Source organism: Bacillus sp. 2CMS4F (genome assembly GCF_023161785.1).
GTDB classification, from domain to species: domain Bacteria; phylum Bacillota; class Bacilli; order Bacillales; family Bacillaceae; genus Bacillus; species Bacillus halotolerans.
Genome location: NZ_JALNTO010000002.1, coordinates 121,224 through 147,371, shown reverse-complemented (window position 1 = coordinate 147,371; position 26,148 = coordinate 121,224). Strand labels below are relative to the sequence as shown.

The 26,148-nt window shown below is 44.0% G+C and carries 25 protein-coding genes and 1 other annotated feature; of the genes, 8 read left to right on the top strand and 17 right to left on the bottom strand.

Going from position 1 to position 26,148, the window contains the following annotated elements:
• Window positions 1-210 precede the first annotated feature (210 nt).
• From MTN95_RS04025 to sppA, 6 genes are all read right to left on the bottom strand, one after another.
• Window positions 211-1,197 (bottom strand): class I SAM-dependent methyltransferase, encoded by a 987-nt coding sequence (locus tag MTN95_RS04025; RefSeq protein WP_248337037.1) that lies wholly within the window; start codon window positions 1,195-1,197, stop codon window positions 211-213.
• Between the two features lie 61 nt (window positions 1,198-1,258).
• Window positions 1,259-1,762, bottom strand: a complete 504-nt coding sequence (tpx, locus tag MTN95_RS04020) for a thiol peroxidase (protein WP_024122490.1) — start codon at window positions 1,760-1,762, stop codon at window positions 1,259-1,261.
• 109 nt (window positions 1,763-1,871) lie between these two features.
• Complete coding sequence (ytfJ, locus tag MTN95_RS04015) at window positions 1,872-2,327, bottom strand: GerW family sporulation protein (RefSeq protein ID WP_024122491.1); 456 nt, start codon at window positions 2,325-2,327, stop codon at window positions 1,872-1,874.
• Between the two features lie 13 nt (window positions 2,328-2,340).
• Window positions 2,341-3,021, bottom strand: coding sequence for a DUF2953 domain-containing protein (locus tag MTN95_RS04010; RefSeq protein WP_105953399.1), 681 nt, complete (start codon window positions 3,019-3,021; stop codon window positions 2,341-2,343).
• A 75-nt stretch (window positions 3,022-3,096) separates the two neighbouring features.
• Window positions 3,097-3,591 carry an RDD family protein gene (locus tag MTN95_RS04005; RefSeq protein WP_105953398.1) on the bottom strand — a complete coding sequence of 165 codons (495 nt, stop codon included), beginning with the start codon at window positions 3,589-3,591 and terminating at the stop codon, window positions 3,097-3,099.
• 12 nt (window positions 3,592-3,603) lie between these two features.
• Window positions 3,604-4,611, bottom strand: coding sequence for a signal peptide peptidase SppA (sppA, locus tag MTN95_RS04000; protein WP_044153849.1), 1,008 nt, complete (start codon window positions 4,609-4,611; stop codon window positions 3,604-3,606).
• Window positions 4,612-4,795: 184 nt separating this feature from the next.
• On the opposite strand from sppA, the gene MTN95_RS03995 reads away from it, so the two are divergent.
• Window positions 4,796-5,599, top strand: coding sequence for an NAD kinase (locus MTN95_RS03995; protein ID WP_024122495.1), 804 nt, complete (start codon window positions 4,796-4,798; stop codon window positions 5,597-5,599).
• Between the two features lie 34 nt (window positions 5,600-5,633).
• Here MTN95_RS03995 and MTN95_RS03990 read toward each other — a convergent pair whose 3' ends face one another.
• The 5 genes from MTN95_RS03990 to MTN95_RS03970 form a co-directional block, all read right to left on the bottom strand.
• Window positions 5,634-7,226, bottom strand: a complete 1,593-nt coding sequence (locus MTN95_RS03990) for an amidohydrolase (protein ID WP_248337035.1) — start codon at window positions 7,224-7,226, stop codon at window positions 5,634-5,636.
• Between the two features lie 19 nt (window positions 7,227-7,245).
• Window positions 7,246-8,835, bottom strand: a complete 1,590-nt coding sequence (gene mbcS / locus MTN95_RS03985) for an acyl-CoA synthetase MbcS (protein WP_105990208.1) — start codon at window positions 8,833-8,835, stop codon at window positions 7,246-7,248.
• 177 nt (window positions 8,836-9,012) lie between these two features.
• Complete coding sequence (gene sspA, locus MTN95_RS03980) at window positions 9,013-9,222, bottom strand: alpha type acid-soluble spore protein SspA (RefSeq protein WP_014114778.1); 210 nt, start codon at window positions 9,220-9,222, stop codon at window positions 9,013-9,015.
• A 92-nt stretch (window positions 9,223-9,314) separates the two neighbouring features.
• Window positions 9,315-10,520, bottom strand: a complete 1,206-nt coding sequence (gene thiI, locus MTN95_RS03975) for a tRNA uracil 4-sulfurtransferase ThiI (RefSeq protein ID WP_024122498.1) — start codon at window positions 10,518-10,520, stop codon at window positions 9,315-9,317.
• A gap of 3 nt (window positions 10,521-10,523) precedes the next feature.
• Window positions 10,524-11,669: a cysteine desulfurase family protein gene (locus MTN95_RS03970; RefSeq protein WP_248337033.1), complete on the bottom strand. Its 1,146-nt coding sequence runs from the start codon at window positions 11,667-11,669 to the stop codon at window positions 10,524-10,526.
• A 192-nt stretch (window positions 11,670-11,861) separates the two neighbouring features.
• Between MTN95_RS03970 and brnQ the strand changes: the two genes are divergently transcribed.
• On the top strand, window positions 11,862-13,202 hold the full coding sequence (gene brnQ / locus MTN95_RS03965) for a branched-chain amino acid transport system II carrier protein (protein ID WP_095714206.1): 1,341 nt from the start codon (window positions 11,862-11,864) through the stop codon (window positions 13,200-13,202).
• Between the two features lie 89 nt (window positions 13,203-13,291).
• Here the strand turns inward: brnQ and ezrA are convergent, their stop codons facing one another.
• On the bottom strand, window positions 13,292-14,980 hold the full coding sequence (gene ezrA, locus MTN95_RS03960; protein WP_044153843.1) for a septation ring formation regulator EzrA: 1,689 nt from the start codon (window positions 14,978-14,980) through the stop codon (window positions 13,292-13,294).
• Window positions 14,981-15,176: 196 nt separating this feature from the next.
• Between ezrA and hisJ the strand changes: the two genes are divergently transcribed.
• On the top strand, window positions 15,177-15,983 hold the full coding sequence (gene hisJ / locus MTN95_RS03955; protein WP_105990206.1) for a histidinol-phosphatase HisJ: 807 nt from the start codon (window positions 15,177-15,179) through the stop codon (window positions 15,981-15,983).
• On the opposite strand, the gene refZ is transcribed toward hisJ, so the two are convergent.
• On the bottom strand, window positions 15,967-16,602 hold the full coding sequence (gene refZ / locus MTN95_RS03950) for a transcriptional regulator RefZ (RefSeq protein ID WP_010335311.1): 636 nt from the start codon (window positions 16,600-16,602) through the stop codon (window positions 15,967-15,969). The genes hisJ and refZ overlap by 17 nt on opposite strands.
• A gap of 129 nt (window positions 16,603-16,731) precedes the next feature.
• Here refZ and MTN95_RS03945 point away from each other — a divergent pair, with 129 nt between their 5' ends.
• The gene (locus MTN95_RS03945; protein ID WP_101860116.1) at window positions 16,732-17,220 is read left to right on the top strand and encodes a GAF domain-containing protein; all 489 of its coding nucleotides are present in this window, start codon (window positions 16,732-16,734) and stop codon (window positions 17,218-17,220) included.
• A gap of 44 nt (window positions 17,221-17,264) precedes the next feature.
• Here the strand turns inward: MTN95_RS03945 and MTN95_RS03940 are convergent, their stop codons facing one another.
• Complete coding sequence (locus MTN95_RS03940) at window positions 17,265-19,007, bottom strand: diguanylate cyclase domain-containing protein (RefSeq protein ID WP_248337031.1); 1,743 nt, start codon at window positions 19,005-19,007, stop codon at window positions 17,265-17,267.
• 294 nt (window positions 19,008-19,301) lie between these two features.
• Between MTN95_RS03940 and rpsD the strand changes: the two genes are divergently transcribed.
• On the top strand, window positions 19,302-19,904 hold the full coding sequence (rpsD, locus tag MTN95_RS03935) for a 30S ribosomal protein S4 (RefSeq protein ID WP_024122504.1): 603 nt from the start codon (window positions 19,302-19,304) through the stop codon (window positions 19,902-19,904).
• 22 nt (window positions 19,905-19,926) lie between these two features.
• On the opposite strand, the gene sr7p is transcribed toward rpsD, so the two are convergent.
• The 3 genes from sr7p to acsA all read right to left on the bottom strand — a co-directional run bounded on the left by sr7p (window position 19,927) and on the right by acsA (window position 23,521).
• Window positions 19,927-20,055: a small protein SR7P gene (gene sr7p / locus MTN95_RS21495; RefSeq protein ID WP_258182092.1), complete on the bottom strand. Its 129-nt coding sequence runs from the start codon at window positions 20,053-20,055 to the stop codon at window positions 19,927-19,929.
• A gap of 131 nt (window positions 20,056-20,186) precedes the next feature.
• Window positions 20,187-21,455 (bottom strand): tyrosine--tRNA ligase, encoded by a 1,269-nt coding sequence (gene tyrS / locus MTN95_RS03930; protein WP_248337029.1) that lies wholly within the window; start codon window positions 21,453-21,455, stop codon window positions 20,187-20,189.
• A 48-nt stretch (window positions 21,456-21,503) separates the two neighbouring features.
• Window positions 21,504-21,745: a binding site (T-box leader), on the bottom strand.
• A 54-nt stretch (window positions 21,746-21,799) separates the two neighbouring features.
• Entirely contained in the window at window positions 21,800-23,521 is a 1,722-nt protein-coding gene (gene acsA / locus MTN95_RS03925) for an acetate--CoA ligase (protein WP_248337027.1), read from the bottom strand.
• A 160-nt stretch (window positions 23,522-23,681) separates the two neighbouring features.
• Here acsA and acuA point away from each other — a divergent pair, with 160 nt between their 5' ends.
• From acuA to MTN95_RS03910, 3 genes are read left to right on the top strand one after another with little or no spacing between them, the layout of a single operon-like run.
• Window positions 23,682-24,314 (top strand): acetoin utilization protein acetyltransferase AcuA, encoded by a 633-nt coding sequence (acuA, locus tag MTN95_RS03920; protein WP_069487059.1) that lies wholly within the window; start codon window positions 23,682-23,684, stop codon window positions 24,312-24,314.
• 26 nt (window positions 24,315-24,340) lie between these two features.
• Window positions 24,341-24,985: an acetoin utilization AcuB family protein gene (locus tag MTN95_RS03915; RefSeq protein ID WP_227598057.1), complete on the top strand. Its 645-nt coding sequence runs from the start codon at window positions 24,341-24,343 to the stop codon at window positions 24,983-24,985.
• Complete coding sequence (locus tag MTN95_RS03910) at window positions 24,982-26,148, top strand: acetoin utilization protein AcuC (RefSeq protein ID WP_105953386.1); 1,167 nt, start codon at window positions 24,982-24,984, stop codon at window positions 26,146-26,148. Before MTN95_RS03915 ends, MTN95_RS03910 begins: the two co-directional genes overlap by 4 nt.

Sequence of the window (26,148 nt, the reverse complement as noted above, 5' to 3'; positions counted from 1 at the left end):
GTATTGATAACGCTTACAATAAGAAGTCGTTATTTTCAGACACATTACCTATGCGCTTAACATTGATTAACGCTTACATTCGGCAGTTTCTCCTTTCGTATTTTGTGTTTTGAAACCCTATTCAATTCGTTTATCGGCCCCAGATATCCATACAAAAAAAAACAGCTTAAGCTTCCTCATATGACGGACGCTCAAACTGTTTTTTCACTTCTATTTTTCCTTAGTAAACCACGCATCTATTTGCGCCATCATGTCGAGCATCGCCTTCTGGTTGGAGAAAGACGGCAGATTCGCAAGCAGAATTTGGTTCGGCGCTTTCGTCTCTTCATCTGTTTTCTGAAGCACAAGGATACTTTTGGCATGGGCTTCGTCTTTAAAAATTGATTTCGGCAGCTGCAATAGTGCATTGATATGAACCTTGTCCTTGAAAAACTGCTTCAGCTTGTCGCTTTGAGAGCTTTCAAACAAATGATTAGGGATCATAAAGAACAGGTAGCCGCCCGGTTTCGTATGCTTGACGCTTTGCTCAATAAACAAATGATGGGCGAAGGAATGGCCTTCATCCGCTTTCAGTTCAAAGGCTTTTGCCCCTTCGTCATTCGGATAATAGCCAACCGGCAGATCGCATATCACTGTGTCAACCGGATCGATAAACAGCGGCTCGAGGCTGTCCTGGTGGAACAGTTCCATCTCTTTTTTCAGAAGGTTCGCCTGATCATAGGCGATTTTCAAGAGCACGTCATCTATCTCTATGCCATAGCTTTTCGCCGTATTTTCAGACAGCTGGTTTAACACGGTGAACAGAAGATTTCCCGTTCCGACAGCCGGATCAAGAAGCGTTAACTCCTTTTTTCCTGCCATAAATTTATTTACCAGATAACTGATAAAAAGCCCGATTGTGTCCGGCGTCATTTGTCTGTTTGGATGGGATATATCCTTTAATCCCTTTAGGACGGCAAGCTGGAATGCTTTGCGCACCCACTCGTGCTCATATGTGTCAAATTCGGCTTTTTCAAGCAGTACTTGAAGCTTTTCAGCCTTCTCCTTCGGCAGCTTCAGCTGATCCGTTTTTTCAAGAAAATACATTTCTCCCGCTTCGGCAAGCGCTTCTATATATGAAATCTGCAATTCATTTTTTATGATGATCGCGGCATCATCCAGCAGCCCGTATACCGCACCTACATGATCGTTTTGCATAATGTGTTCCTCCTTGCCATGAAAAAAGCTCCGGCGGCAGCCTGGAGCTTTTTTCACCTGCTTACTTCAATAATGCCTTGGCAGCCTCAATCGGCTCTTCATAATTCGGGTGGTTCGTTGCTTCGCTTACATATTCAGCGTAAACGACTTTTCCGTTCTCATCAAGTACAAATACGGAACGCGCAAGCAGACGAAGTTCTTTTATGTATACACCGAACGCTTCGCCAAATGACATGTCTTTGTGGTCTGACAGAGTTTCTACTTTGTCAATTCCGTTTGCTCCGCACCAGCGCGCCTGTGCAAATGGAAGGTCCGCACTGATTGTGTAAATGTTGACATCTCCAAGCTTTGCAGCCTCTTCATTGAAGCGGCGGGTTTGTGCATCGCAAACGCCTGTGTCAATTGAAGGGATAACAGAAATAATCGTTACTTTTCCTTTCATGTCAGCTAACGATTTTTCTTCAAGGCTGTTTGTCAGCACTGTGAAATCAGGAGCTTGATCCCCTACTTTCACTTCTTGTCCGACAAGCGTAACCGGACCGCCTTTGAATGTAATTTCAGCCATTATAATTCCTCCCTTTCGTATGTATGTCTCTATCATAGTAAAGTTTCTTGCAAACTGCAAAGTTTATGCCAAAAAAAAGTTAACTGCGGCCGCCGCAGTTAACCCTTCTTTAATAATTCATATTGTTCATTTGGTTTTGATTTTGGCCTTGGTTTTGATTCTTGTTATTTTTCTTAAACATTTGCTGTATGCGTTCCAGTGTTTGAGGGGCTGCGTCTAGAATTTTCTCAATCAAATGAGTATTTTCATCTAAATGAAGCATTCTGATGCCAGTCGAACCGACAATTAAAAACGCGATCGGCGTAATGGACACGCCGCCTCCGCTTCCGCCTCCGAAGGGCAGTTTTTGTTCTCTTGTTTCATCGTCTTCCGATTTTTTCTCAGCCGGCTTGCCGCCAAACTCGCTGCCGCCTGCGGCGAATCCGAATCCGACTTTAGAAACGGTTAAAATCACGCTTCCATCCGGTGTTTCAACCGGATCCCCGATGATTGTGTTAACATCAATCATTTCCTTCAAGTTTTCCATTGCGGTTTTCATTAAACCTTGGATGGGATGGTCTGCCATATACGCTTCCTCCTTAAACTGATGAATCATTCTTTGAAGTCATTCGAGCCGACGGATTTTTCTTTAATACAGAAAGCTCCCGTCCGTATTTGACGAATTTGAAAGCTGCAAGCATAGCATGTCCAAAGCGAAAAAAGAATATACACTGAAAATGGGTCTTGGAAACAGGGACTTGAAACGATGGAATCACTTCATAAACAGGCTTGTTCACAAAGTCTAAATGGTCATGAAGCATAGCTGCGATACCGCCTTTGACTCCCCATACGGCACCCGTTAACACACCTGTCACCGCTGCGTCATGAACCCCGACAACTGTGATCCATTCGAGTTTTGTGATATGCAAATGCGCCATAAAAGAGGCGCTGATTTTCCTTAACTTAGTGACATGATGCAGAAGCATTTCAATTTTATTGATGCTTTGCTGCACATCATCAAACGTAATTTTTTTCTTGCTGCTGCTTTTTTTCACTTTCGATTTTGTGTTCTGTCTGATATCGACTGTTCCGTCATCTTTGTTCACCTTAATCGCCGGAATTGTTTTTTTAATCCGAACCAGGCCAAACAGCGTTGTAATTTTCAAAGTTATTTTGTCATTATCCTCAGCATGAAGATACTCCGCGGCAACATGAATTTTCATTCTGAGAAGCAGCACGATACCTATAAGAATAAGAATGGCTGACAGCACATATACCATATTCTTCACTTCCTCTAGGAAGCATTATCGCCCATTCAGCAAAAAATAAACCCGGACGGGGTCCGGGTTTAGCTGTTATTTACGATATAATTTTTCGTGCACCACAGTTGTATCAGCAATGTAATCGTGAATCCCCTGTTTTTTAGGAGAAAAAGCGACGACGATATATAAAATCCAAATCTTATCAATATACCGCCCGACCACTTCACGGAAAATCACAGTGCTCCATGTCAGCTTATGGCCCTGCTTGACAGAAATTACTTTGAGGCCGAACACCATTTTCCCGAGCGTTTGCCTGAAGTATTTGGTCATCAGCGCAAAATATGCCAGATAAACGAAAAGCGTTGTGATGCTGTACGCTGAGATGGTAAACATGCCGGATGTTTTCGGCAGATCCAGTAAAGTAAAGATGGGAGAAACGATTAAATGGTTTAACCCCCACACAACGAGCCAATCAAGCAGGAAAGCCCAAAAACGGACCCAAAAGCCCGCATATGCGTGTGTGAGCTGTTCCGCTTGATCCGGGCCTGCGATGTCGCTGCGCTCTAACTCTTCATATGTCGCATCCATTATTGATCCCTCCTACTTCGCATAGAGATACATCATTCTCGGCGAACCGGATTGTGAAAGAACTTCTCTCATATTCAGAAAATCAATTTCACTTTTAAACATTTTGTTCGCTCCCATGGTAAACAGAGAGCCTAATCCGAAGCTTTCCTCGTAAGAGACGACAGAAGCGTTTTTCAAGTTTTTATGATCCTTTTTCATGGCCGCAATTGTATCATCATAAAATCCTAGTTCATCCACAAGATTCAGTTTTTTCGCCTGCCGCCCGTCATACACGCGTCCGTCCGCGATTTTCTTTACTTCCGCTTTCGATATGCCGCGGCCTTCTGAAATGACATCGACAAAGCCTTCATAGGAGTTATCAACCATAGATTGCATGATATTTTTTTCTTCTTTTGTCATCTCACGGGAAGGAGACATAATGTCCTTGTGAGCCCCGCTTTTAATGGTCTCAAAAGAGATGCCGAGCTTATCAGCCAGCTTTGAGTAATTCACGCTCTCCATGATAACCCCAAGAGATCCTGTCAGGGTTTCCGGTGTCGCAAAAATTTTATCGGCAGCTGTTGAGATATAATAACCTCCGGAAGCTGCCATCGATCCCATTGACACATAGATTGGTTTTTTTGTTTCTTTTTTTACCTCTTCCAGTTTTTTATGTATTTCGGCGCTTTCATACACTCCGCCTCCCGGAGAGTTTACCTTGAGTACGATCCCTTTTACCGCATCATCCTCTTTTGCCTGCTCAAGGTTTTTTAAGAATGTTCGGTGGTTATACCCGTCTGAACCGAGCAGACTGCTTGAATCACCATTATCCTGAATGGTGCCGCTGACCTCCAAAACGGCGATTTTGCTGGAAAGGCTTCCGTTTTCAAGCGTCACTTCCTGGGATTCATCTGTCAGTGACGTAAGGTCTGTTTGAGCACCCTTGACACTTTCAAAGAAACTCATTGAGATACTGACGATGATGGACACGCCAAAAATTCCAAGGGCGATCACTAATGCGATCCATCTTTTTGCATTCATTTTTTCTCCTCCTTTTTCCCAAACTCTCTCATTATACGATTCAAATGAAAAAATGTTTCATTGATGAGAAAGCTCCGGCTTAACGGGCTGCCGGCAAACGTGGTACACTTATGACCAAAGGTATTTTATCACAAATACTGGATGGCAGAAAAACTTAAATATGACAGCAAAGGGGAAATGGGATATGACCGATCATCGCCGTAATGTTTATTTTTTTCACAAACAGGACCAGGAAACAAACAAACAAGTCAGCTCCTTAACACAATTGGCTGAAGAGAACGGATTTACTGTTGTCAATCAGCCTTCTGACGCCAATATTATTGCCAGTGTAGGCGGAGACGGTACATTTTTGCAGGCGGTCAGAAAGACGAATTTCCGTGATGACTGCTTATACGTCGGCATCACCAAAAAGGGGAAAGCTCATTTATACTGTGATTTTAATAGTGATGAGCATGAAAAAATGGTGGATGCGATGACGTTTGAACAAATTGAGGTCAGAAAATATCCGCTGATTGAAGTGACAGTGGATCAGACCAGTCCTTTTCATTGTTTAAACGAAGTTTCCATTCGTTCGAGCATAATTAAAACCTTTGTGATGGATGTGCTGATTGACGATCTGCACTTCGAAACGTTCAGAGGAGACGGGATGATTATTTCCACGCCTACAGGCAGCACGGCTTATAATAAGTCTGTGGCCGGAGCTGTCGTTGATCCGCTGCTTCCCTGCATGCAGGTGACGGAGCTTGCTTCGCTTAACAATAATACCTACCGCACTCTAGGCTCTCCGTTTGTCCTCAGCTCTGAACGAAAGCTGACGCTTCGTGTGGTGCAAGCCGGAAATGAACACCCGATTATCGGTTTGGACAATGAAGCACTCAGCACAAGAAACGTGAAAACGATTGAAATCAAGCTGTCTGATAAAAAAATAAAAACAGTGAAACTAAAGGACAATTCATTTTGGGAGAAAGTAAAACGGACATTTTTATAGAAAAAGAAAAGGACAGGCTATCCGCCTGTCCTTTTTACTGTTGATTCTCATATACAATCTGACCGTTGATAACGGTTTTTTCTATCTTTAAAAGATGAAGCTGTTTCGGGTCAATTGTAAACGGATCTTCACTGAGAACGGTAAAATCCGCGTCATACCCTTCGGCTATTTTCCCCCGTGTCTGCTCTTTGTAAATGATCTCAGCACTTCCTGCTGTATAAAGCCTGATAGCTTCATATACTGTTAAACACTCGCTTTCGTTATAGCTCGGACCGTTCTGTTCGCGGCTGCTTGTCCGGAGCACCGCAGACTGAATGCCGAGAAGCGGCTCAACAGGCTCAATCGGAGCATCAGAACCCCCTGCACATAAAATGCCTTTAGAGATCAGTGTTTTCCAAGCAAATGCTGTTTTCATACGGTCTTCTCCAAGACGGTCAATCACCCACGGAAAATCACTGGCGACAAAATGAGGCTGAAGATCAAGAGCAATCGGCATGCGTGCTGCTTTTTCAATCAGTTCATCATTCAGCACCTGAGCATGGATCAGGCGATCATGCCGGCCGCTTTTTGGCGGATGCTGCTCGACAGCCTGCAGCACTTTTTCAAAGGCAAGGTCGCCAATGGCATGGACGGCAACCTCCATTCCTTTCTCTCTCGCTTTTTGAACGAGGCGGCTGAGTGTTTCATCATCATGGACTTGAACACCGTTTGTGGAAGGATCGTCATGATACGGTTCTTTTAACAAAGCTGTTCTCCCGCCAAGCGCTCCATCAGAAAATAGTTTCATCGCACCGAATTCAACGTACGGGCCAGACGGCTTCTTCATTTGCTCCCACCGATCAACCGCTTCATGATGAACGAGCAAATGACAGCGAAACGGATACTTTCCGCTTGCCGCAGCTGTCTCATAAGCTTTCATCGGAACGGACACATCGCCGTAATAAGACAAATCTTCCGAATGGCCGCCTGTCAGGCCTTTTGTCCAGCAATCCTGAATGGCCGCTGTAAGCGCCTGATCAACATAGTGCTGAGATACAGGCGGAACGGCTTGCAGGACCAGATCCTGCGCCTTATCAAACAGAAGCCCCGTCGGCTCGCCGTCTGCATCTCTGCCAATCACTCCGCCATCGGGATCAGGAGTGGCTTTTGAAATTCCTGCGGCTTGCAGCGCCGCAGAATTGACCGCTATTGCATGCCTGCATACCCTCTTGAGCAGGACGGGCCTGTCCGGGAATAAAGGATCAAGGTCATGCTTCGTCAAATAAGCCGGCTTCTCGAATTGATTTTCATTCCAGCCCTCTCCAATGAGCCAATCGTCTTCAGACAGGCTCTCTTCTCTTGCCTTCGCAGCCTGCAGCACAGCTTCTTGAGATGTAAACGAAGACAGATCAAGCTGGAGCTGTTTTTCTCCGTGCCCGATCAAATGTAAATGGCTGTCCACAAACCCGGGAAACATGACTGCTCCGTTCAAGCTGATGTCTTTTGTTTCCGGTGAACTGTATTTCTTCTTCAGACTCTCATAGCTGCCGGTGCCTTTTATGACACCATCCTCAACATAAACAGCCTCTGTTTGGTGGCCTTCTTCGAGCATCGTATAAATGAAACCGCCGTGCCATATCGCCTTCATTCACGTTCACTCTCTTTCTTTACGCCTTTTTATTGGCTTTAAGCTGTTCTTCACGTTTTCTTAATTCCACTCGTCTGATTTTTGCAGAAGCCGTTTTCGGCAGGCTTTCGACAAATTCAATCTCTCTTGGATATTTGTATGGAGCGGTAATGGTCTTCACATGATTTTGCAGAACTTTGACAAGCTCATCACTGCGTTTTTCGTGATCTTGCAGGACAACGTATGCTTTAACGATGGAGCCTCTTATTTCATCAGGGCTTGCGACGACAGCACATTCTTTGACTTCAGGGTGCTTCACGAGCGCATCTTCCACTTCGAATGGCCCGATCGTGTAGCCGGAGCTGATAATGATATCGTCATTCCGGCTTTCAAACCAGAAGTAACCATCCTCATCTTTTCTTGCTCTGTCTCCTGTCAGGAAATAATCGCCGCGAATTTGTGTTTTCATTCTGTCCGGATCTTTAAAATATTCTTTAAAGAGCGCCGGGGTGCTGAGGTGAACAGCGATATCGCCAACCTCACCAGTTTTGCAGATTTCACCGTCTTCATTGATGATTTCCACCTGATTTCCCGGTGTCGGTTTTCCCATGCTTCCCGGTTTAATATCCATATCCTTTAAGACACCGACTAAAAGCGTGCTCTCTGTTTGGCCGTATCCGTCTCTGACCTTGACACCGAAATGCTTTTGGAACACGTCAATCACTTCGCGGTTGAGCGGCTCACCGGCTGAAACAGCGCTGTGCAGGGCTGAAAGATCGTAGCTATCTAAGCCTTCTACCTTAGCCATTAAACGGTATTCCGTCGGCGTACAGCAGAAGACATTGATTTTGTAGCGGTTTAAAAGCTCTAAATATTTTTCAGCTTTGAATCTGCCTTGATACACAAAACCTGTTGCTCCGCTTCCGAGTACCGCCAATAGCGGACTCCACACCCATTTTTGCCAGCCTGGCGCAGCAGTCGCCCATACGGTATCCTGTTCAGAAATATCAAGCCAAGCGCCGGCTGATGTTTTTAAATGAGCAAATGCCCATCCATGTGTATGTACAACACCTTTCGGCTGTCCCGTTGTTCCGGAAGTATAAGACAAGAACGCCATGTCTTCTCTTGTTGTATCAGCAGTTTGAAAACGGCTTCCATCCGCATCAATCGTTAATAGATTTTTCCATCCGGCATCATTTTCGCCAATAGAAAGTTTAATCAGGCGGTCTGCAGTACTGACATCACGGAAAGCGCCAATAAATGCAGAATAAACAATAGCGCCTTTCACTTCGGCATGTTCAATCCGGTATTCAAGATCTTTCGCACGAAGCATTTCAGAACAAGGAATAACAACCATTCCCGATTTCAGGATAGCCAGATAAACGGCATAGGCTTCGAGCACACGCGGCACCATTACAATCAGTTTATCTCCCTTTTTAAATCCAAGATCAGCCAGAGCCGCACCGATTTTATTTGTTTCTTCCATAAGCTTTTCATACGACCATGATTTTTGTTTGCCCGATTCATCCTCCCATAATAGGGCGGTTTTTTGTCCAGTTGCACTGAACTTTTCGATTTCATTAACTAAATTGTATTCCATTGGGGCAATTAAATCTTCTCGTTTCAACACGAACAACTCCTCACTTTCTCCACCCATTATACATAAATACATGCCGTTTCCGTAAGGATATGCCTAAAAACAAGCTCCATAAACATCGGTTTTTATAGGCCGCTGGTCCTTTTTTATAAAAAAACGAAAAAGAGTGGGGAAAAACCCCACTCCTAAGCCATTATGTGAAATTGTAAATTAGAATTGTCCTCCGCCCATGTTTTGTTGAGCAAAAGATACAAGACGTTTTGTGATCTCTCCTCCAACAGAACCGTTAGCGCGAGAAGTTGTTTCTGCTCCAAGGTTTACACCGAATTCAGAAGCGATTTCCAATTTCATTTGGTCGATAGCTTGAGCAGCTCCTGGTACTAAAAGGTTGTTGCTGTTACCTGAGTTATTGTTAGCCATGTGTCTCACCTCCTTGTGAGTATAGAATGTGTTAAAACACATGGCTTCATACAGAAAATCTTTGGTAATTGTATACAGGAGCCGGCTCTTAGTTAAAAGAGTTCTGCGAATTTGTCGTTTGCTTCTTGTTCGCTATATAATGTCATTGTTTCAATGTGATCAACCGCCTCTTGAATCAGCGGTTCAAAATCCACAAAGCTCTCAAAGTGTTCGATTTTTTCTTTTTTCGGGCGTGTTTTCGGACTTGGCGGCGTAAAGATCGTGCAGCAATCTTCAAATGGCTGGATGCTTGTTTCGTATGTGCCGATTTCCCGTGATATTTCGATGATTTCTGTTTTATCCATGGCGATTAACGGACGCAGAATCGGTGTAGACGTAACCGCATTAATCGCGTACATGCTTTCAAGCGTCTGGCTTGCTACCTGTCCGAGGCTTTCCCCCGTAATAATGGCGAGCCCGTTTCTTTTTTCTCTGATTCTGTCGGCAATTTGAAGCATTAAGCGGCGGGTTGCCGTCATCGTATAGTTTTCAGGAATTTGTTTTTGGATCAGCTCTTGCGTCTTTGTAAACGGGACGATATGAAGCGTCATGCTTCCTCCGAAGCGAGACAGACACTTCGCTAAGTCCATCACTTTTTGTTTCGCACGTTCGCTTGTGTATGGCGGGCTGAAGAAATGGACAGCTTCTACTGAGAGCCCTCTTTTCATTGCGTAAAAACCGGCTACCGGGCTGTCAAAACCGCCGGAAAGCATCAGCATCGCTTTCCCCGCTGAACCGACCGGAAGACCGCCGGCGCCTTTTTCATTGCGAATCGTCAAAAAGGTTGCTTCCTCCCTGATTTCAATTCTGAGCGGAATGTCTGGATTGCGGACATCAACTGTCAGCCCTTCTGTATTTCGCAAAATATGGCCGCCGATTTCAGCGTTCATTTCATTCGTATCTAATTCAAACTGTTTATACGCTCTCTTTGTCGCGACTTTAAACGTATCACCAGGCTGGTATTGGTCCTTGATCGCCTGCAGGGCAGTTGTCTTAATATCATCAAGGCGGCTCTCACACTTAATGGCCAGACTGAAGCTTTGAATGCCAAACACCTGTTTCAAGTGAGGAAAAAGAGCCTCAGGGTCCACTCCATTTAATGTAATCGTCATACGATCCCGATTAGAAAAGTATTTTAATGTCGGATAGTCTTTCAGGACAAGCCTGACGTTTTGCTTTAAACGTTCAATAAAGCTTTTTCTGTTTTTTCCTTTGGTTGATATCTCCCCAAAACGAATTAATATATGATCGTAATTCATGTTCTACCTCATCATTTTTTTTAGTTTTTTGATGCCAGGCACAAGCGCGTTCATAAATGGCTCTGTCACATCGCTTGTCTGGCTGTAGTTTAAGCTGATTCTGATGCTGCTTCCGGCGATCTGCTCTCCCTTGCCCATCTGTAACAGGACTTTGCTCGGTTTATGTTCCTTTGCCGAGCAGGCTGATGTCGTTGAAACGAATATATCCTTTTCCTCCAGCATGTGCAAAAGCACCTCCGCTTTTATGCCCGGCACAGAAAAATTAATGATATGCGGAGCGCTATTGAAGTGAGGCGTATTTAAGACAACACCGTCTGAATCACTCAGCCTTTTCATAAACAATTCCTTTGCGGCCGCCATTCTTTCAAGGTGATGATGATAATCATCAGCCGCAAGATTGATGGCTTTTGCCAGTGAAACCGCACCTGCTGTATGCTCGGTTCCTGCACGTATGCCTTTTTGCTGAGAGCCGCCTGTTATCAGCGGGATAAGACGCGTTCCTTCCTTTACTAAAAGTGCACCTGTCCCCTTCAGTCCGTGGAATTTATGGCCGGATATGGAACAAAGATCAATGCCCGCATTCTCGATCGCCAAGGGAACTTTAAAGATGCCTTGCACATAATCGACGTGAAACAGAATGTTCGGATACTGCTTCAGCACTTCTCCGGCCTCTTCAATCGGCTGCACGGAGCCAACTTCATTGTTCACATGCATCATGCTGACAAGCACGGTATCCGGCCGAATCGCATCTTTCAGTTCCTTAATGGACACAACTCCCTCTTCATTTACTGAAAGATAAGTTACTTCAAACCCGAATAGCTCTGTCAGCTGCTCCAAAGATTCAGTAACGGACGGATGTTCGATAGAAGTGGCAATGATATGTTTGCCTGTTTTTATCTTTGACAAAGCGGCTCCTTTTAAAGCCACATTATTAGCTTCTGTAGCACCTGACGTAAATACAATATCATAATTCTTTAGGCCCAAGGCTCTTTTTATTTGATTTTTGGCTGCCTGAAGCAGCTGTTCCGTTTCGGCTCCATATCGGTGCAAAGATGAAGGATTGCCAAAATATCGGCTGCTAGTCTGTTCATAAACGTTCAAGACTTCATTATACGGTTTGGTCGTTGAACTATTATCTAAATATATCATCTTTTTTTACTCCTTTATGAAAGCGGTACAAGGTATGATATTTATGTTACCATAACAAAATTTAATAGAAAATTACAAAAAGCTAGTATTGACTTCTAAATTTTTTACCATATAATAAGATTTGTTCGTTTCGTCATATTATCTGACAATTAATTGACAGAATATTTTAACATAATTATTAGGAGGATTTTCATGAAACACTCACTGCCTGTCAAAGATACCATTATTATTGGTTTCATGCTATTTGCGCTATTCTTTGGAGCAGGAAATATGATTTATCCGCCGGAACTTGGACAAGCAGCCGGACACAATGTCTGGAAAGCCATCGGCGGATTTTTACTGACCGGGGTAGGTCTGCCTCTTCTCGGAATTATCGCTATCGCATTAACCGGCAAGGATGCTAAAGGACTTGCTGATAAAGCTCACCCTGCATTCGGTACAGTATTTACTGTTGTGCTTTATTTATCAATCGGACCATTATTCGCCATCCCGAGAACAGGAACCGTTTCTTATGAAATTGGTGCAGTTCCGTTTCTGGCTGGCGTTCCTGAAAGACTGTCTTTATTAATTTTTACACTCATTTTTTTCGGCATTACTTACTATTTAGCGCTAAACCCAACCAAAGTCGTGGATCGAATCGGAAAAATTCTCACTCCAATTAAATTCACAATTATTTTAGTGATTGTTCTCAAAGCGATTATCACGCCAATGGGCGGTTTAGGTGCAGTAACGGAAGCATATAAAGGAACACCGGTATTTAAAGGATTTTTGGAAGGCTACAAAACAATGGACGCGCTTGCTTCAATCGTATTTGGTGTTGTCGTTGTAAATGCTGTGAAAAGCAGAGGCGTTACACAATCAAAAGCTCTTGCGGCAGCTTGTATTAAAGCCGGAATAATTGCTGCATTAGGACTGACATTCATTTATGTTTCTCTTGCCTACCTAGGTGCAACAAGCACAAACGCAATCGGGCCTGTTGGTGAAGGAGCTAAAATTTTATCAGCATCGTCCCATTATTTATTCGGTTCATTAGGAAATATCGTACTTGGATCAGCTATCACAGTCGCGTGTTTAACCACAAGCGTTGGGCTTGTCACTTCTTGCGGCACATATTTTTCAAAGCTTATCCCTGCGTTATCATATAAAGTTGTCGTTACCATTGTCACTTTATTCAGCCTGATGATTTCTAATTTTGGGCTTGCTCAAATTATCGCTTTTTCAGTTCCTATTTTATCAGCTATTTATCCGCTTGCCATTGTCATTATCGTTCTTTCATTTATTGATAAGCTCTTTAAAGAAAGACGTGAAGTTTACATTGCATGCTTAATCGGTACAGGATTATTCAGTATTTTAGACGGAATAAAAGCAGCAGGCTTTTCGCTCGGAGCTCTAAATACGTTTTTAAATGACAATCTGCCGCTATACAGCCTTGGCATCGGCTGGGTGATTCCTGGAATCATCGCCGCCATTATCGGCTATATTCTTACCTTTTTCATCGGTACATCCAAACAACAGCTTAAAGAAATAAGTTAATGTTATGGTCGCCTGCGTTACTGCGCAGGCGTTTTTTTAATAAAAAAGAGCCCGCTCATAAACTGCGGGCTCTTTTTTACGATCTGAATTTAAGCGGATAAATCAGCTTTTATTTTTTTCACAGCACCTGGCGCAGCTTTCTCTACAGCTGCAGCCGCAATTTCATAGGATTCTTCATAATCATAAGCGTAAAACCGTCTTTCCGCTTCTTTCAGCTGTTCAGATAAAATATGGTTCTGGCTTCTGAAGCGGTTTCCAAACTGAATGATTTTTTCAATCAGCATAACCTGCTCTACCAGTTCCTCTGATTCCCGGCTTGCCCTGTTCACGATATCTTCCGCTTGTTTTAGATGGGCTCCGGCTTCTTCCATATTTAAAGGAATTTCGTTTAATTGATTGACCGTTTCTTGAATGTGATGATGTGCGTTTTCCAGCATCTCTTGAATATGACTCGGGATGCCCGGGATGTTGCTTGTCTTCAGCAGTCTTGCTGTTTCAGAAATTGTTTTTTTCAGATTGCCAAGTGTCTCTCTCGCCTGCAGTTCTTCTTTTCTAAGAGCCTGCAGCTTTTCACGGTAATCCGTATGGTCTTTTTTCACTTCTTCAATCTGCTTCTCAATTGATGCGACCTCTTCAACTAAAAGAGAGTAGGCGACATGCTCTGCATCCAGCTTATCTTTTACTGACGCAAGCAGCTTGCCGACTTCATCAATGCGCTTTTCAAAGGCCTGCTGTTTGCCTAGCTCACCAGCTGTCAGTCTGTAGCTTTCCTTCACCAGTTCAGTTTCCGCCTTTGTCTGCTCCTTCTCTTCTTTCAGCTTATCGTAAGCAATGATCAGCTCAGGCATTTTGCTTAACACAGATTGGCCTGCTTCAACTTCACCCTCGAGCTGCTGGTAAACAGATTGAATATTTTCGTCTATGAGCTGCAGTATGGCAGATGCTTCATCAATATCCAGCTCAGTCATCAAAACATGTTCTGCCCGTTTCAGCTGATTTGACAGGTTTTCCAGTTCCTTATCAATCTGGATATGTTCAAGCTTATACCCTTTCTCTTTCATTTCGCGATATCCGTCTTTGAGCTTTGCAATCTGGCCCGGCAGCGTCTGCTTGCAGTCGGCTAACAGTTTCGGCACATCATCTATGTACGACTGAAGCCGTTCTAGATTGCGGTCCTGCTCAAGGAGAACTTTTCTTGCAGTAATATAGTTCCCGCCCTCTGTCTCTTCTTCAAACTGTTTGATCCCGCTCCAAATCTCGTCAAGATCTGCTTCAAGGCTGTCATAAAGCTCTCCGTAAAGGTGGCTGTATGCCAGCAGGTTTTTTCGGGACTTTGAGTAGCGTTCTCTTACCTGTTCAATCTCTTCGCGGCTCTTTTCTTCACTCGTGACGAGATTGCTGATTTCCCGGAGTATCTTTTCAATGTTCGATTCCGCCGCTGTCAGGAGATCGTCGATATGAACGAGCACTTGATTGGCTTTTTTAAACCGGTATTTGTCCGCGCATTCTTCGGCATCATAAAGGAGCTCTTCAACTTTCGGCATATGGGCAGTGACAATCTCATCCCATTCTTCACGCCATTTTTCAAAGAACTCTTCTGTCTGCCCCGTCATTTTCAGATGTTTAATTTTGGACATTTCTTCCACTATCGATCGATTGAGAATTTCAATCTTCCAAGATTCCAAACGATCAATTTCCGTGTAGATTTTTTTCCTGAAAAAGTAGCCCGCCGCAAACAGCGCGAGCAGTACAATTAATAATCCAATGACAAACTCCATAATGAGCCCCCTTGCTGTTAACCTTAATCTGTCAGGGTGTTTTATTTATTCAGAAAGATTTCAGGATATGTATTGAGAAAAACTGTCGTTTTCATTGTTATTATGATACCATGTAACCAACATTTTTTGAGCAGAAATCAAAAACTTTTTGTGCAAAATCGGCAGGATTTGACTATTTTTTCACGAGGTGACACCAATGCTAAAGCGAGACGGACATATTCACACACCATTTTGCCCTCACGGAACAGCAGACACACTCAGACAATATGCGGAGGAAGCGATAAAAAAAGGCTTTCAATCAATTACGTTTACAGAGCACGCTCCTTTGCCTCCCTCTTTTACCGATCCGACACCGCAAAAAGACAGCGCGATGGCGCAAGCCTCTTTGGAACGCTACATTAATAAAATTTCCGGATTAAAAAAAGAATATCGCGGACAGCTTGACATACGGACCGGGCTTGAGGTCGATTATATTGCTGAATACGAAGATGAAATCAAATCGTTTCTGAATACATACGGCCCATTTTTAGATGACAGCATCTTATCCGTTCATTTTTTGCGCACGGGCTCGTCCTATCTGTGCCTCGACTATGATGAGCATACATTTAAAAAGCTGATCTCAGAGTGCGGAAGCATCGAAGCTGTATATGAACTGTATTACCGCAGCATTTATTCTTCTATTGTAGCATCTCTCGGCGCCTATAAGCCAAAAAGAGTCGGTCACATCACACTCGTTAAAAAATTCATCAGGCTGTTTCCTTATAAAATGTCCGATCATATTCGCAGACTTGCTTCTGAGTGCCTGAACGCTGTTAAGGAAAACGGAATGGAGCTCGACTTTAATACATCAGGTCTGAGAAAAACATACGCGGGGAATATTTATCTGGAGGATTGGATGATTGAGGCGGCGAAGCAAAAAAACATCCCGCTTGTATTCGGGTCTGATGCCCATCAAGCGGGTGATGTCGGATACGCGTATGAGAAATTTACTGAACTGCGCTAATTTGTGACCGCATGTCTCCTGTCCGGAATACGCTTCTGATCCAAATCTTGATTTCTTCAAAATACATTTTATAAAAGTACGGCTCGTGCGGCTGCATATAGAGCACTTCTGAAATATATTGAGGCTGGAGATAGGGCATCATCAAGAGAGATTTTAATTGAAGAATAAAATGAGGCAGCGGCAGCGTTAAATGTTCTCGCTGTTTTTCTCCTTCCTCAATAATCAGCTGGAAGATATACTTTTCCTTCATCAGGTACGTCGACATTATTTCTCTTATTAAAGTCGAATCAATGGTGACTTCCCGGTAGACAAACCGAGTTAATTGACGATTGTTATGCTGATAGGATAAAATATCGAAAACCAATTGGAGAAGCTGTTCCTGCGTGCTTTGAAAAGAGATGTTGCCTGCCGCTGTTTCAAGTGTTTTATTGTAGCCTTCGTAAAACTCTGAAACTAAGTGTTCCATCAAACCTCCTTTGCCTTTAAAATAGTAGGAGATGTGCGCAACATTTACATCAGCTGACTTTGCAATTTCACGGACAGATGTGCCAGAAAATCCTTTTTGGTTAAAGAGCATGACAGCAGATTCAATAATTTTGTCTTTGGTGCTTACTTTCATACCGGCTCACTCCTTCCTCTTGTTACAAATTCAAGGCGGAGACCGGCTGTTCCTGTAAGAACTTATCGACAAATGCCGGCAGAAAAGCCGGGATTTTGTTTTATATTATAGAAAAAGTGAGGGTTTTCCATGTTTCATGTCGAACAACAATCTGGAGATAAAGAAAAAGACTATCAGCTTCTGCTCAAACAGCTCGAAGCCATAACAGAAGACGAAACAGATCAAATTGCAAACTACGCAAATGCGTCAGCACTGCTTTATCATTCATTGCCTGAGGTCAACTGGGCCGGTTTCTATTTTGCTAAAGAAGGGGAAGGACAGCTTGTGTTAGGACCGTTTCAAGGTCTGCCGGCATGTGTTCGTATTCCTTTCGGCAAAGGCGTTTGCGGAACAGCATATGCAAACGGAAAAGTAGAGAGAGTTGCGGATGTAAACGCATTTCCGGGACATATCGCCTGTGATGCAGCATCTCAATCAGAAATTGTGCTTCCGATTCATGTAGACGGAAACCTAGTCGGCGTTTTGGACATTGACAGCCCTGTCAAAAACCGATTTGATGAGATCGATGAAAAGTATCTTACACAATTTGCAGAAATCCTTGAAAAAGCTTTAGTGTAGAGCATACAACAAAAGCCCAAAACATGTAGCGTTTTGGGCTTTTTTCATTTTATCGACTCGTGAATCATCAAACGGTTTTTCCCGCTGCGTTTCGCGGTGTAAAGCGCTTCGTCGGCCTCGTGAACAAGCTCCTTCAAGGATTTTTTCGATTCTGAGTCCCAGCAGGAGATTCCGCATGAAATCGTCACCTCAGGCTTCGTGCTTTTTCTCACAGCACAAACAAGCCTTTCGGTAATCCGTTTCCCGACAGCAACCGTCACATTCGGAAGGTAAACCGCCAGCTCCTCGCCACCCCAGCGGGCGCCGACATCATGCTTTCGGATATTGCTTTTGATAACGGAAGCGACCTGTATTAAAATCTCGTCCCCTGTCTGATGTCCGTACGTATCATTTACATTTTTAAAATTATCAATATCAACAAGAATAAAAACGCCTTTTTGATGAATTTTCATGCTGTATTGGATTTTTTCATCTAAATAAACTCTTGAATACAGCTCTGTCAGCTGATCCGTTTTCACAAGATGCTCAAGGCGGTCGCGAAGCATCGAATTGGTCACAGCCAGTGTTGCGTGATGAATCAGCGCTTGGAACAGCTTGTACATTTCAAATGTAAAAGCGTACATTTCCTTTTTCAGCAAAACGGCAAATCCCAGGAGCTGGGCATTCTCCATCATCGGAACAGCCATAAGTGAACCGTATCCGGCTTTTCCAAACACAGACTGTCCATTTCCGATAAAAACGCCATTCTCTCCTTCGTACAGTTTTTCTTTTATTTCATTATATATATCAGACGACTTCGTTTCTTTAAAAAATGCTGTGCTCCCGGGAAGCAGTGTCTGATGTTCAAAATGGTCAATATGGAAAAAACCCACTTCTTCAGCATGAAATGATTCAGCCATTCTCACAGCAAGATCGTTCATCGTATCCGTCAGCGTCAGCCGCTGGTTGAGACGGCGCGATGTTTCATTAATTAATTCCAAGTTTGCAATACTTGTTTTGGATTGTTCATAGAGCTGGGCATTTTCAAACGCCTTTCCCGCCGCATTTGCTATCAGTGACATTTCATCAAGGTACACGTCGGTAAGAGGACTGTCTCCCGCCCCACCTGCCATCAGAACGCCGTACGTTCCCTGCTGCCCTTTAATTGGGATGTAAGCGACCGTTTCATTTTTCCGCAAAATGTTCCCGGATAGATAGACTTTAAGCGCAAAGGAATCGGCATCTTCCCCTTCCATATACAGTTCCTTTGCAGGAACACCTATACATTGGTCCTGATCATGAGAAATAAACAGAGAAAATTGAAACAGGGGAAACGTGGTGTGTAAGCTTTCAAGAAGCTTCTTCAACACTTCCGTCTGATCGAGCAGCGAATGGAACAGTTCTGTCATCTTGTATATCTTTTTTTGATAGATTGTTTTGATATAAAGTCTTTCCTGTTTCATTGACTGATTTAAAAAAGAAGAAATCAAATCCGGAAGCTCTTCCGGAAACACTCCGCCCTGCCTGCATGTTAAATGAAAGCTCCTGCCGGAGACATGATCCTCGATAACATAAAATGAGGCATTTATTTTCGATGCAGAAAAATGCACTTCATCTTCTGTCATTTGTGCCATGCGATCAGATGGAGACGGTATAAGGGATACGCAAAGTGATGGAAAATATGTTTGAATAGCCGATGTCAGCCATATAAGAGAGTCGGTGAATGAGACCTTTACAGATTTGGTTAATAAAAAATCGAGCATATGATAACGAAAGGCGGGTAATTGATCTTTTGTTTGTTCTATCATGTTTTATCACCTAAAAAGTTTACCACTAATTTTTGTTTATTATATCATAAACAGCAAAGCGATAATGGATGAATGGTTGACTTCAAAACAAATAAATTATATAATGACCTTTGTGTGAAATATTGCAGCCTTTTTGTTCAGCTTCTATGTTTTCATTTTGTTCCTTATCAGTAAGGTGTATCGTGTAACTCTCTGCTGCTGGAGCGAGGATACATGAAAACAAAATGTACATGGTCGAATAGAACAGACGGTTTTTATTTTCCACAAAAATAAAACCAAAGGAGGAGTCACATTATGGCTCGCTATACAGGTCCATCTTGGAAACTGTCCCGCCGTCTAGGAATCTCTCTTAGCGGAACAGGAAAAGAATTAGAAAAACGCCCTTACGCTCCAGGTCCACACGGCCCAGGACAACGTAAAAAATTATCAGAATACGGTTTGCAATTGCAAGAAAAGCAAAAGCTTCGTCACATGTACGGTGTAAACGAACGTCAATTCCGTACATTGTTTGACAAAGCTGCAAAAATGACTGGTAAACACGGCGAAAACTTCATGATTCTTTTAGATTCTCGTCTTGATAACGTTGTGTACAAGCTAGGTTTAGCGCGTACTCGCCGTCAAGCTCGCCAATTGGTTAACCATGGCCACATTACTGTAGACGGAAGCCGCGTTGACATCCCGTCTTACCAAGTAAAAGCTGGTCAAACAATCGGTGTTCGCGAAAAATCAAGAAACCTTTCTATCATCAAAGAATCTGTTGAAGTAAACAACTTCGTTCCTGAATACCTTACTTTCGACGCTGAAAAGCTTGAAGGTACATTCACTCGTCTTCCAGAGCGTTCTGAACTTGCTCCGGAAATTAACGAAGCGCTTATCGTTGAGTTCTACTCTCGTTAATCGTTTAAAAAACCCCCTGCCGCTATGCGGTCGGGGGTTTTTTTTCGTCTGATTCTTCTACCGTTTCCTGCTGGACAACACTTTCTCTGGCCTGCTGCTCCCAATAATCCCGCTGCAATCTTTCTTTGGCGATCGTACACATGAGATTCACGGTGAGCTCTCCCTCCTATTGAAAAGGTGGTGAATGGTCGTGTTTGCCCTATCTAATATACTCTTTCCCTCAAATTCCTATGCGCTAAACCAAAAACATCCTTTGCCAATTAAGCAAAGGATGTTTTTTTCTTATTTATATGTGACAAGGAAGTATTTTTTCTTCCCGCGGCGCAGAACAGTAAATTGATCTTCAATGCGGTCTTCAGCAGATAAGATATAGTCAATTTCTGTCTGGCGTTCACCGTTAATGTAAACAGCCCCGTTTTTAATATCTTCACGGGCTTGGCGTTTAGACGGTGACAGTTTCGATTCAACCAGCACATCTACGAGTGACAGTTCTTCAGCGCTGTCTTTTTCTAGAGAAGGCACATCTTTAAAACCGATTTTTACGTCTTGGGCAGAAAGCTCTTTAATATTGCCGCTGAACAATGCTTGGGAAATATTAATCGCTTGCTCCAGTGCCTCGCGTCCGTGAACGAGCGCTGTCACTTCTTCTGCCAGGCGTTTTTGCGCTTCACGCTTTTCAGGTGCTGTTTCAGTTTTTTCAGCATATTCTTCGATTTCTTCCTTTGAAAGGAACGTGAAGTATTTTAAATATTTCACTACATCACGGTCGTCTGTATTGATCCAGAATTGATAGAACTCATATGGTGACGTTTTTTCTTTATCAAGCCAAATTGCGCCGCCTTCGGTTTTTCCGAATTTTGTGCCGTCCGCTTTCGTTACAAGCGGAATGGTAAGACCGAATGCTTTTGCTCCTTCTTCTTCAGATTTTCTGATCAGCTCAAGGCCAGCTGTAATGTTGCCCCATTGATCGCTTCCGCCGATTTGCAGCTTACAGTTTTTCTCTCTGTACAGGTTTAAGAAATCATAAGATTGAAGAATCATGTAACTGAATTCTGTGTAAGAGATGCCGGATTCGATTCTGGAGCTGACTGTATCTTTTGCCAGCATGTAATTGATGCCGAAGTTTTTGCCGACGTCACGAAGGAAGTCGATCACATTCAGGTTTCCGATCCAGTCGTAGTTGTTTGCCATAACAGCCGAGTTTTCTGCTGATTCAAAATCAAGAAATCTTGAAAGCTGATTTTTGATTTTTTGCGACCATTCGACAACGATATCAGCCGTGTTTAACGTACGCTCAGCTTTTTTTCCGCTCGGATCGCCTATTAAACCCGTCGCGCCGCCCACAAGCGCAATCGGATGGTGCCCCGCAAGCTGAAAACGGCGGAGTGTTAAAATGGGCAGCAGGTGCCCGATATGCAAGCTGTCTGCTGTCGGATCAAAGCCTGAGTACAGGCGGATTTTTTCTTCGTTCAGCTGTTTATTCAGTCCTTCTTCATCCGTCATTTGCTGAATCAATCCGCGGAAGGATAAGTCTTCAAGTAAGTTTGTCATGAGATAAAGCTCCTTTTTTAATAAAATAAAAACGCCCCTTCGTGTAAACGAAGGGACGATTGATTATCGCGGTACCACCCTACTAATAAGAGCATACATACAGCTTTTCGCTCTTATCACTTTGCCTGATAACGGATCAGGTCCGTTCTTTCACTACTGAAAGCCTGAGCGGCTTTGTTTGCAAAAGCGGTTCATGAGTGTATTCGATATATCCGTCTGTGCTGATTTTCACCGGCCATCAGCTCTCTGGAACGTAAGGATATTCTACTTGTCTCAATCTTTACCTTTTCATATGAAGCTATATCATTTTTAACATAAATAAAATCCCGTGTCAACGGCGCCTTTTAATCCTCCATCGTTGACAGGTCTCCGGCCGGAAGATTCAACTCCCACGCCTTCAGCACACGTCTCATGATCTTACCGCTCCGTGTTTTTGGAAGCTTATCCTTAAATTCAATTTCACGCGGAGCCGCATGGGCTGCAAGACCTTGTTTGACAAATTGGCGGATTTCTTCCTTCAGTTTATCAGATGGCTCAAACCCTTCTCTGAGAGCGATAAAGGCTTTGATGATTTCGCCGCGCACGGGATCAGGTTTTCCAATGACCCCCGCCTCCGCAATTGCCGGATGTTCGACAAGCTTGCTTTCCACTTCAAAAGGCCCGACACGCTCACCGGAGGTCATGATGACATCGTCCACTCTGCCTTGGAACCAAAAATACCCTTCATCATCCATGTAGGCAGAATCACCCGACACATACCATCCGCCAGGCATAAAATAAGATTCGTATTTTTCAGGGTTATTCCAAATCGTGTGCATCATAGAAGGCCAGCCCTTTTTAATGGCGAGGTTCCCCATTCGATACGGCGGAAGCTCGTTCCCCTGATTGTCAACGATTGCTGCTTCTACACCGGGAATCGGTTTTCCCATCGAGCCTGGTTTAATATCCATGCAAGGATAGTTGCAGATCAGCTGGCCGCCCGTCTCTGTCATCCACCATGTATCATGAATCCGTTTATTAAAAACTTTATGCCCCCATCTGATCACTTCCGGGTTTAAAGGTTCACCGACACTCAGCACATGGCGGAGTGAAGTCAGATCATATTTGGCAGCCATCTCATCTCCGGCTCCCATCAGCATTCGAAAGGCAGTCGGCGCGCTGTACCAGACGTTTACGCCAAGCTGCTCAATCGTTCCATACCAGCTTTCCGGGCTGAATCGTCCGCCGACAATCACATTTGTCGCTCCATTCAGCCACGGCGCAAAAATCCCGTACACCGTTCCAGTCACCCAGCCTGGGTCGGCCGTGCACCAGTAAATGTCCTCTTCCTTTAAATCAAGGACCCACTTTCCTGTCTGATACTGCTGAACCATCGCCTCATGAACATGAAGCACACCCTTTGGCGTACCCGTAGATCCTGATGTATAATGAAGCAAATAGCCGTCTTTCCTGTCCATCCATTCAATGTCCAGTCTTGTGCTCTCATGCTTAGCCACTTCATCATAATGAATGATGTTTGTTCCGCTCTGTTCAGCCTGGCCGCCGACTATGAATATATGCTGTAAATCAGGCAGCTTGTCAACCGGAATCCTTTCCAAAAGCTCAGGCGTCGTGACAACAACCTTTGCCTCGCTGTTTTGAAGCCGGTCCTTAACAGCCCCCTCCATAAACGCTTCAAATAACGGCCCGGCGATTGCGCCGATTTTGATAGCGCCTAGCATAATAAAATAAAGCTCGGGTGATCTCGGCATAAAAATAAAAACGCGGTCCCCTTTTTCCACATTTCCATACCGTCTCAGCACATTCCCGGCTCTGTTTGTTTCTTCTTTCATTTCTTTAAATGTGTATTTTTCATCCCGTTTTGCGTCCTTATAATAAAGCGCTACTTTGTTTTTCCGAAAAGATTCGGCGTGGCGGTCTATCGTTTCATAAGCCGCGTTCAATTTCCCTGTCTTATGCCAAGAGAAATGTTTCTCCGCTTCGGACCAATCAAATTGCCGATACGTTTCATCGTAGTTTTCTAGGTTATGATCCCCCTCTATAGCTGGTAACGCTTTCAAATTCATGTCCAAACATCCCCCTTTGCTGAAGTTGTCACATTTATTATAGTATATATTCATATTCTTCTCAATTTTTAAAATATAAACCATGTTGAAAACGCTTTATAATTTGTTATTCTTAAAGGAGGCATGTATTTTTTATAGAAATTGATGGGACGGTGAATCAGTGGAACATCATAAAACATATCACTCTGCAAACATCAAAACAGCAACCGGCTCCTTACTGATAGAAGGGCCTGTCTCTCCAGAAGACTTGGCAGGTTATGAGTTTCATAAGGATTTGACCGCATTTCGGCCGCCCCGGGAACAGCATGAAGCATTAGTCGATATTGCCGGCCTTCCTGAGGGACGCATTATCATTGCCAGAGACGGCCAGGCCATTGTCGGCTATGTGACGTATCTATACCCTGACCCGCTCGAAAGATGGTCAGAAGGAAATATGGAGGATTTGCTTGAGCTCGGAGCCATTGAGGTGGCACCGGAATACCGGGGATGTTCTGTCGGAAAAACACTTCTGACCGTCAGCATGATGGACGAACAAATGGAGAACTACATTGTGATGACGACAGAATATTACTGGCATTGGGATTTAAAAGGGATGAAAAAGGATGTGTGGGAGTACAGAAAGATCATGGAGAAAATGATGAACGCAGGCGGATTGGTCTGGTTTGCCACCGATGAGCCAGAGATCAGCTCCCATCCTGCGAACTGCCTGATGGCGCGCATCGGAAAAAACGTCAGCCAGGAATCAATTGAACGATTTGACAGGCTCCGTTTTTATCATCGTTATATGTATTAACTGACACTGACAAAGGGGAAAAGATAATGATTGTTGAGCAAATCATGAAAAAGGATGTCATCACATTAACGAAAACGGATACGCTTGAAACGGCAATACACAAGCTGAAGGAATTTCATATCAGGCATTTGCCTGTTATTAATGAAGACCGTCATGTGATTGGAATGATTACAGACAGAGATATGAAACAGGCCAGCCCCAGTATTTTTGAAGAAAGCAAACGCAGCCGTTTTCTCACACGAAGCGTTGAATCCATTATGAAAAAAGACGTCGTGTGCGCCCATCCGCTTGATTTTGTTGAAGAAATATCAGCAGTTTTCTACGAGCATGGCATCGGCTGCCTTCCAGTCGTGCAGCATCAAAAGTTAATCGGCATTCTGACAAAAACCGATTTGCTGCGGACTTTTGTGAAGCTGACAGGCGCTGACCAGCCCGGATCGCAGGTTGAGATAAAAGTAAATGACATCACAAAAAGCCTCGCCGATATCAGCGGCCTCTGCCAAAGACTTCAGGTGAAAATACTGAGCGTTCTTGTCTATCCCCATGACGATTCCGGCGCAAAAGTGCTTGTATTCCGTGTCAAGACGATGAATCCGCTGCCGTTTTTGCAGGAATTGCAAAAAAACGGGCATCTCATCGTATGGCCGTCAGAGCACAGGGATCAGCTATGAGGGACAGTGTGTTTATTTATTCTCCCTCTTATCAGACTTATATGTTTCATCAGGAGCACCCCTTTAATCAGCAGCGTGTTCTGCTGACATATGATTTGCTCAAATCGATGGATGCCTTTGACGAGGGAGATATCGTCAGTCCGCGGCTTGCTGCGGAAGATGAGCTGGCTCTTGTGCATACGGACGATTATATTCAGGCAGTACAGCTTGCCGGCGCCGGAAAACTTCCACCCGAAGAAGGGGAAAGCTACGGGCTCGGCACTGAAGATACACCCGTCTTTGCAGGCATGCATGAAGCGGCCTCACTATTAGTCGGCGGAACCTTAACAGCTGCGGATTATGTCATGTCTGGACAAGCACTGCATGCTGCCAACCTTGGGGGAGGCCTGCACCACGGGTTTCGCGGAAGGGCTTCTGGATTTTGCATATACAACGACAGCGCTGTAGCGATTCAATATATTCAGAAAAAATATCAAGCCAAGGTGCTGTATATTGATACGGACGCCCATCACGGAGACGGTGTGCAATTTGCGTTTTATGATAATCCCAACGTATGCACCCTGTCCATTCATGAAACGGGACGGTATTTATTCCCCGGAACCGGTCAGATTCAGGAAAAAGGCAGCGGAAAAGGCTACGGATACTCCTTTAATATCCCGCTTGATGCTTTTACGGAGGATGATTCATTTATTGAGGCTTACCAGACAGCAGCTTCAGAAATCGCCGCTTATTTTCAGCCGGATGTGATTATCAGCCAAAATGGAGCTGATGCCCATTACTACGATCCGCTGACGCATTTGTCGGCAACGATTGCCATTTACGAACAGATTCCGCGGCTTGCTCACGCTTTAGCGCATCAATATTGCGGCGGAAGATGGATCGCCGTCGGAGGAGGCGGATATGATATTTGGCGTGTGGTGCCCCGTGCCTGGGCCCGAGTATGGCTTGAAATGAAAGGGATCGATCCGGGACATGACATTCCATCTAAATGGATTGCAAAATGGCAAAAGCAATGCCCAGTCACCCTTCCGTCCAGCTGGAGCGATCCCGCCGATTTATATCCGCCGATTCCACGGAAGCCAGAAATTACAGAAAAAAATGCTCAAACCGTCAGCAAAGCGTTATACGCAATTCGATCAGAGCGTCAGGAAAAAACAAAATAA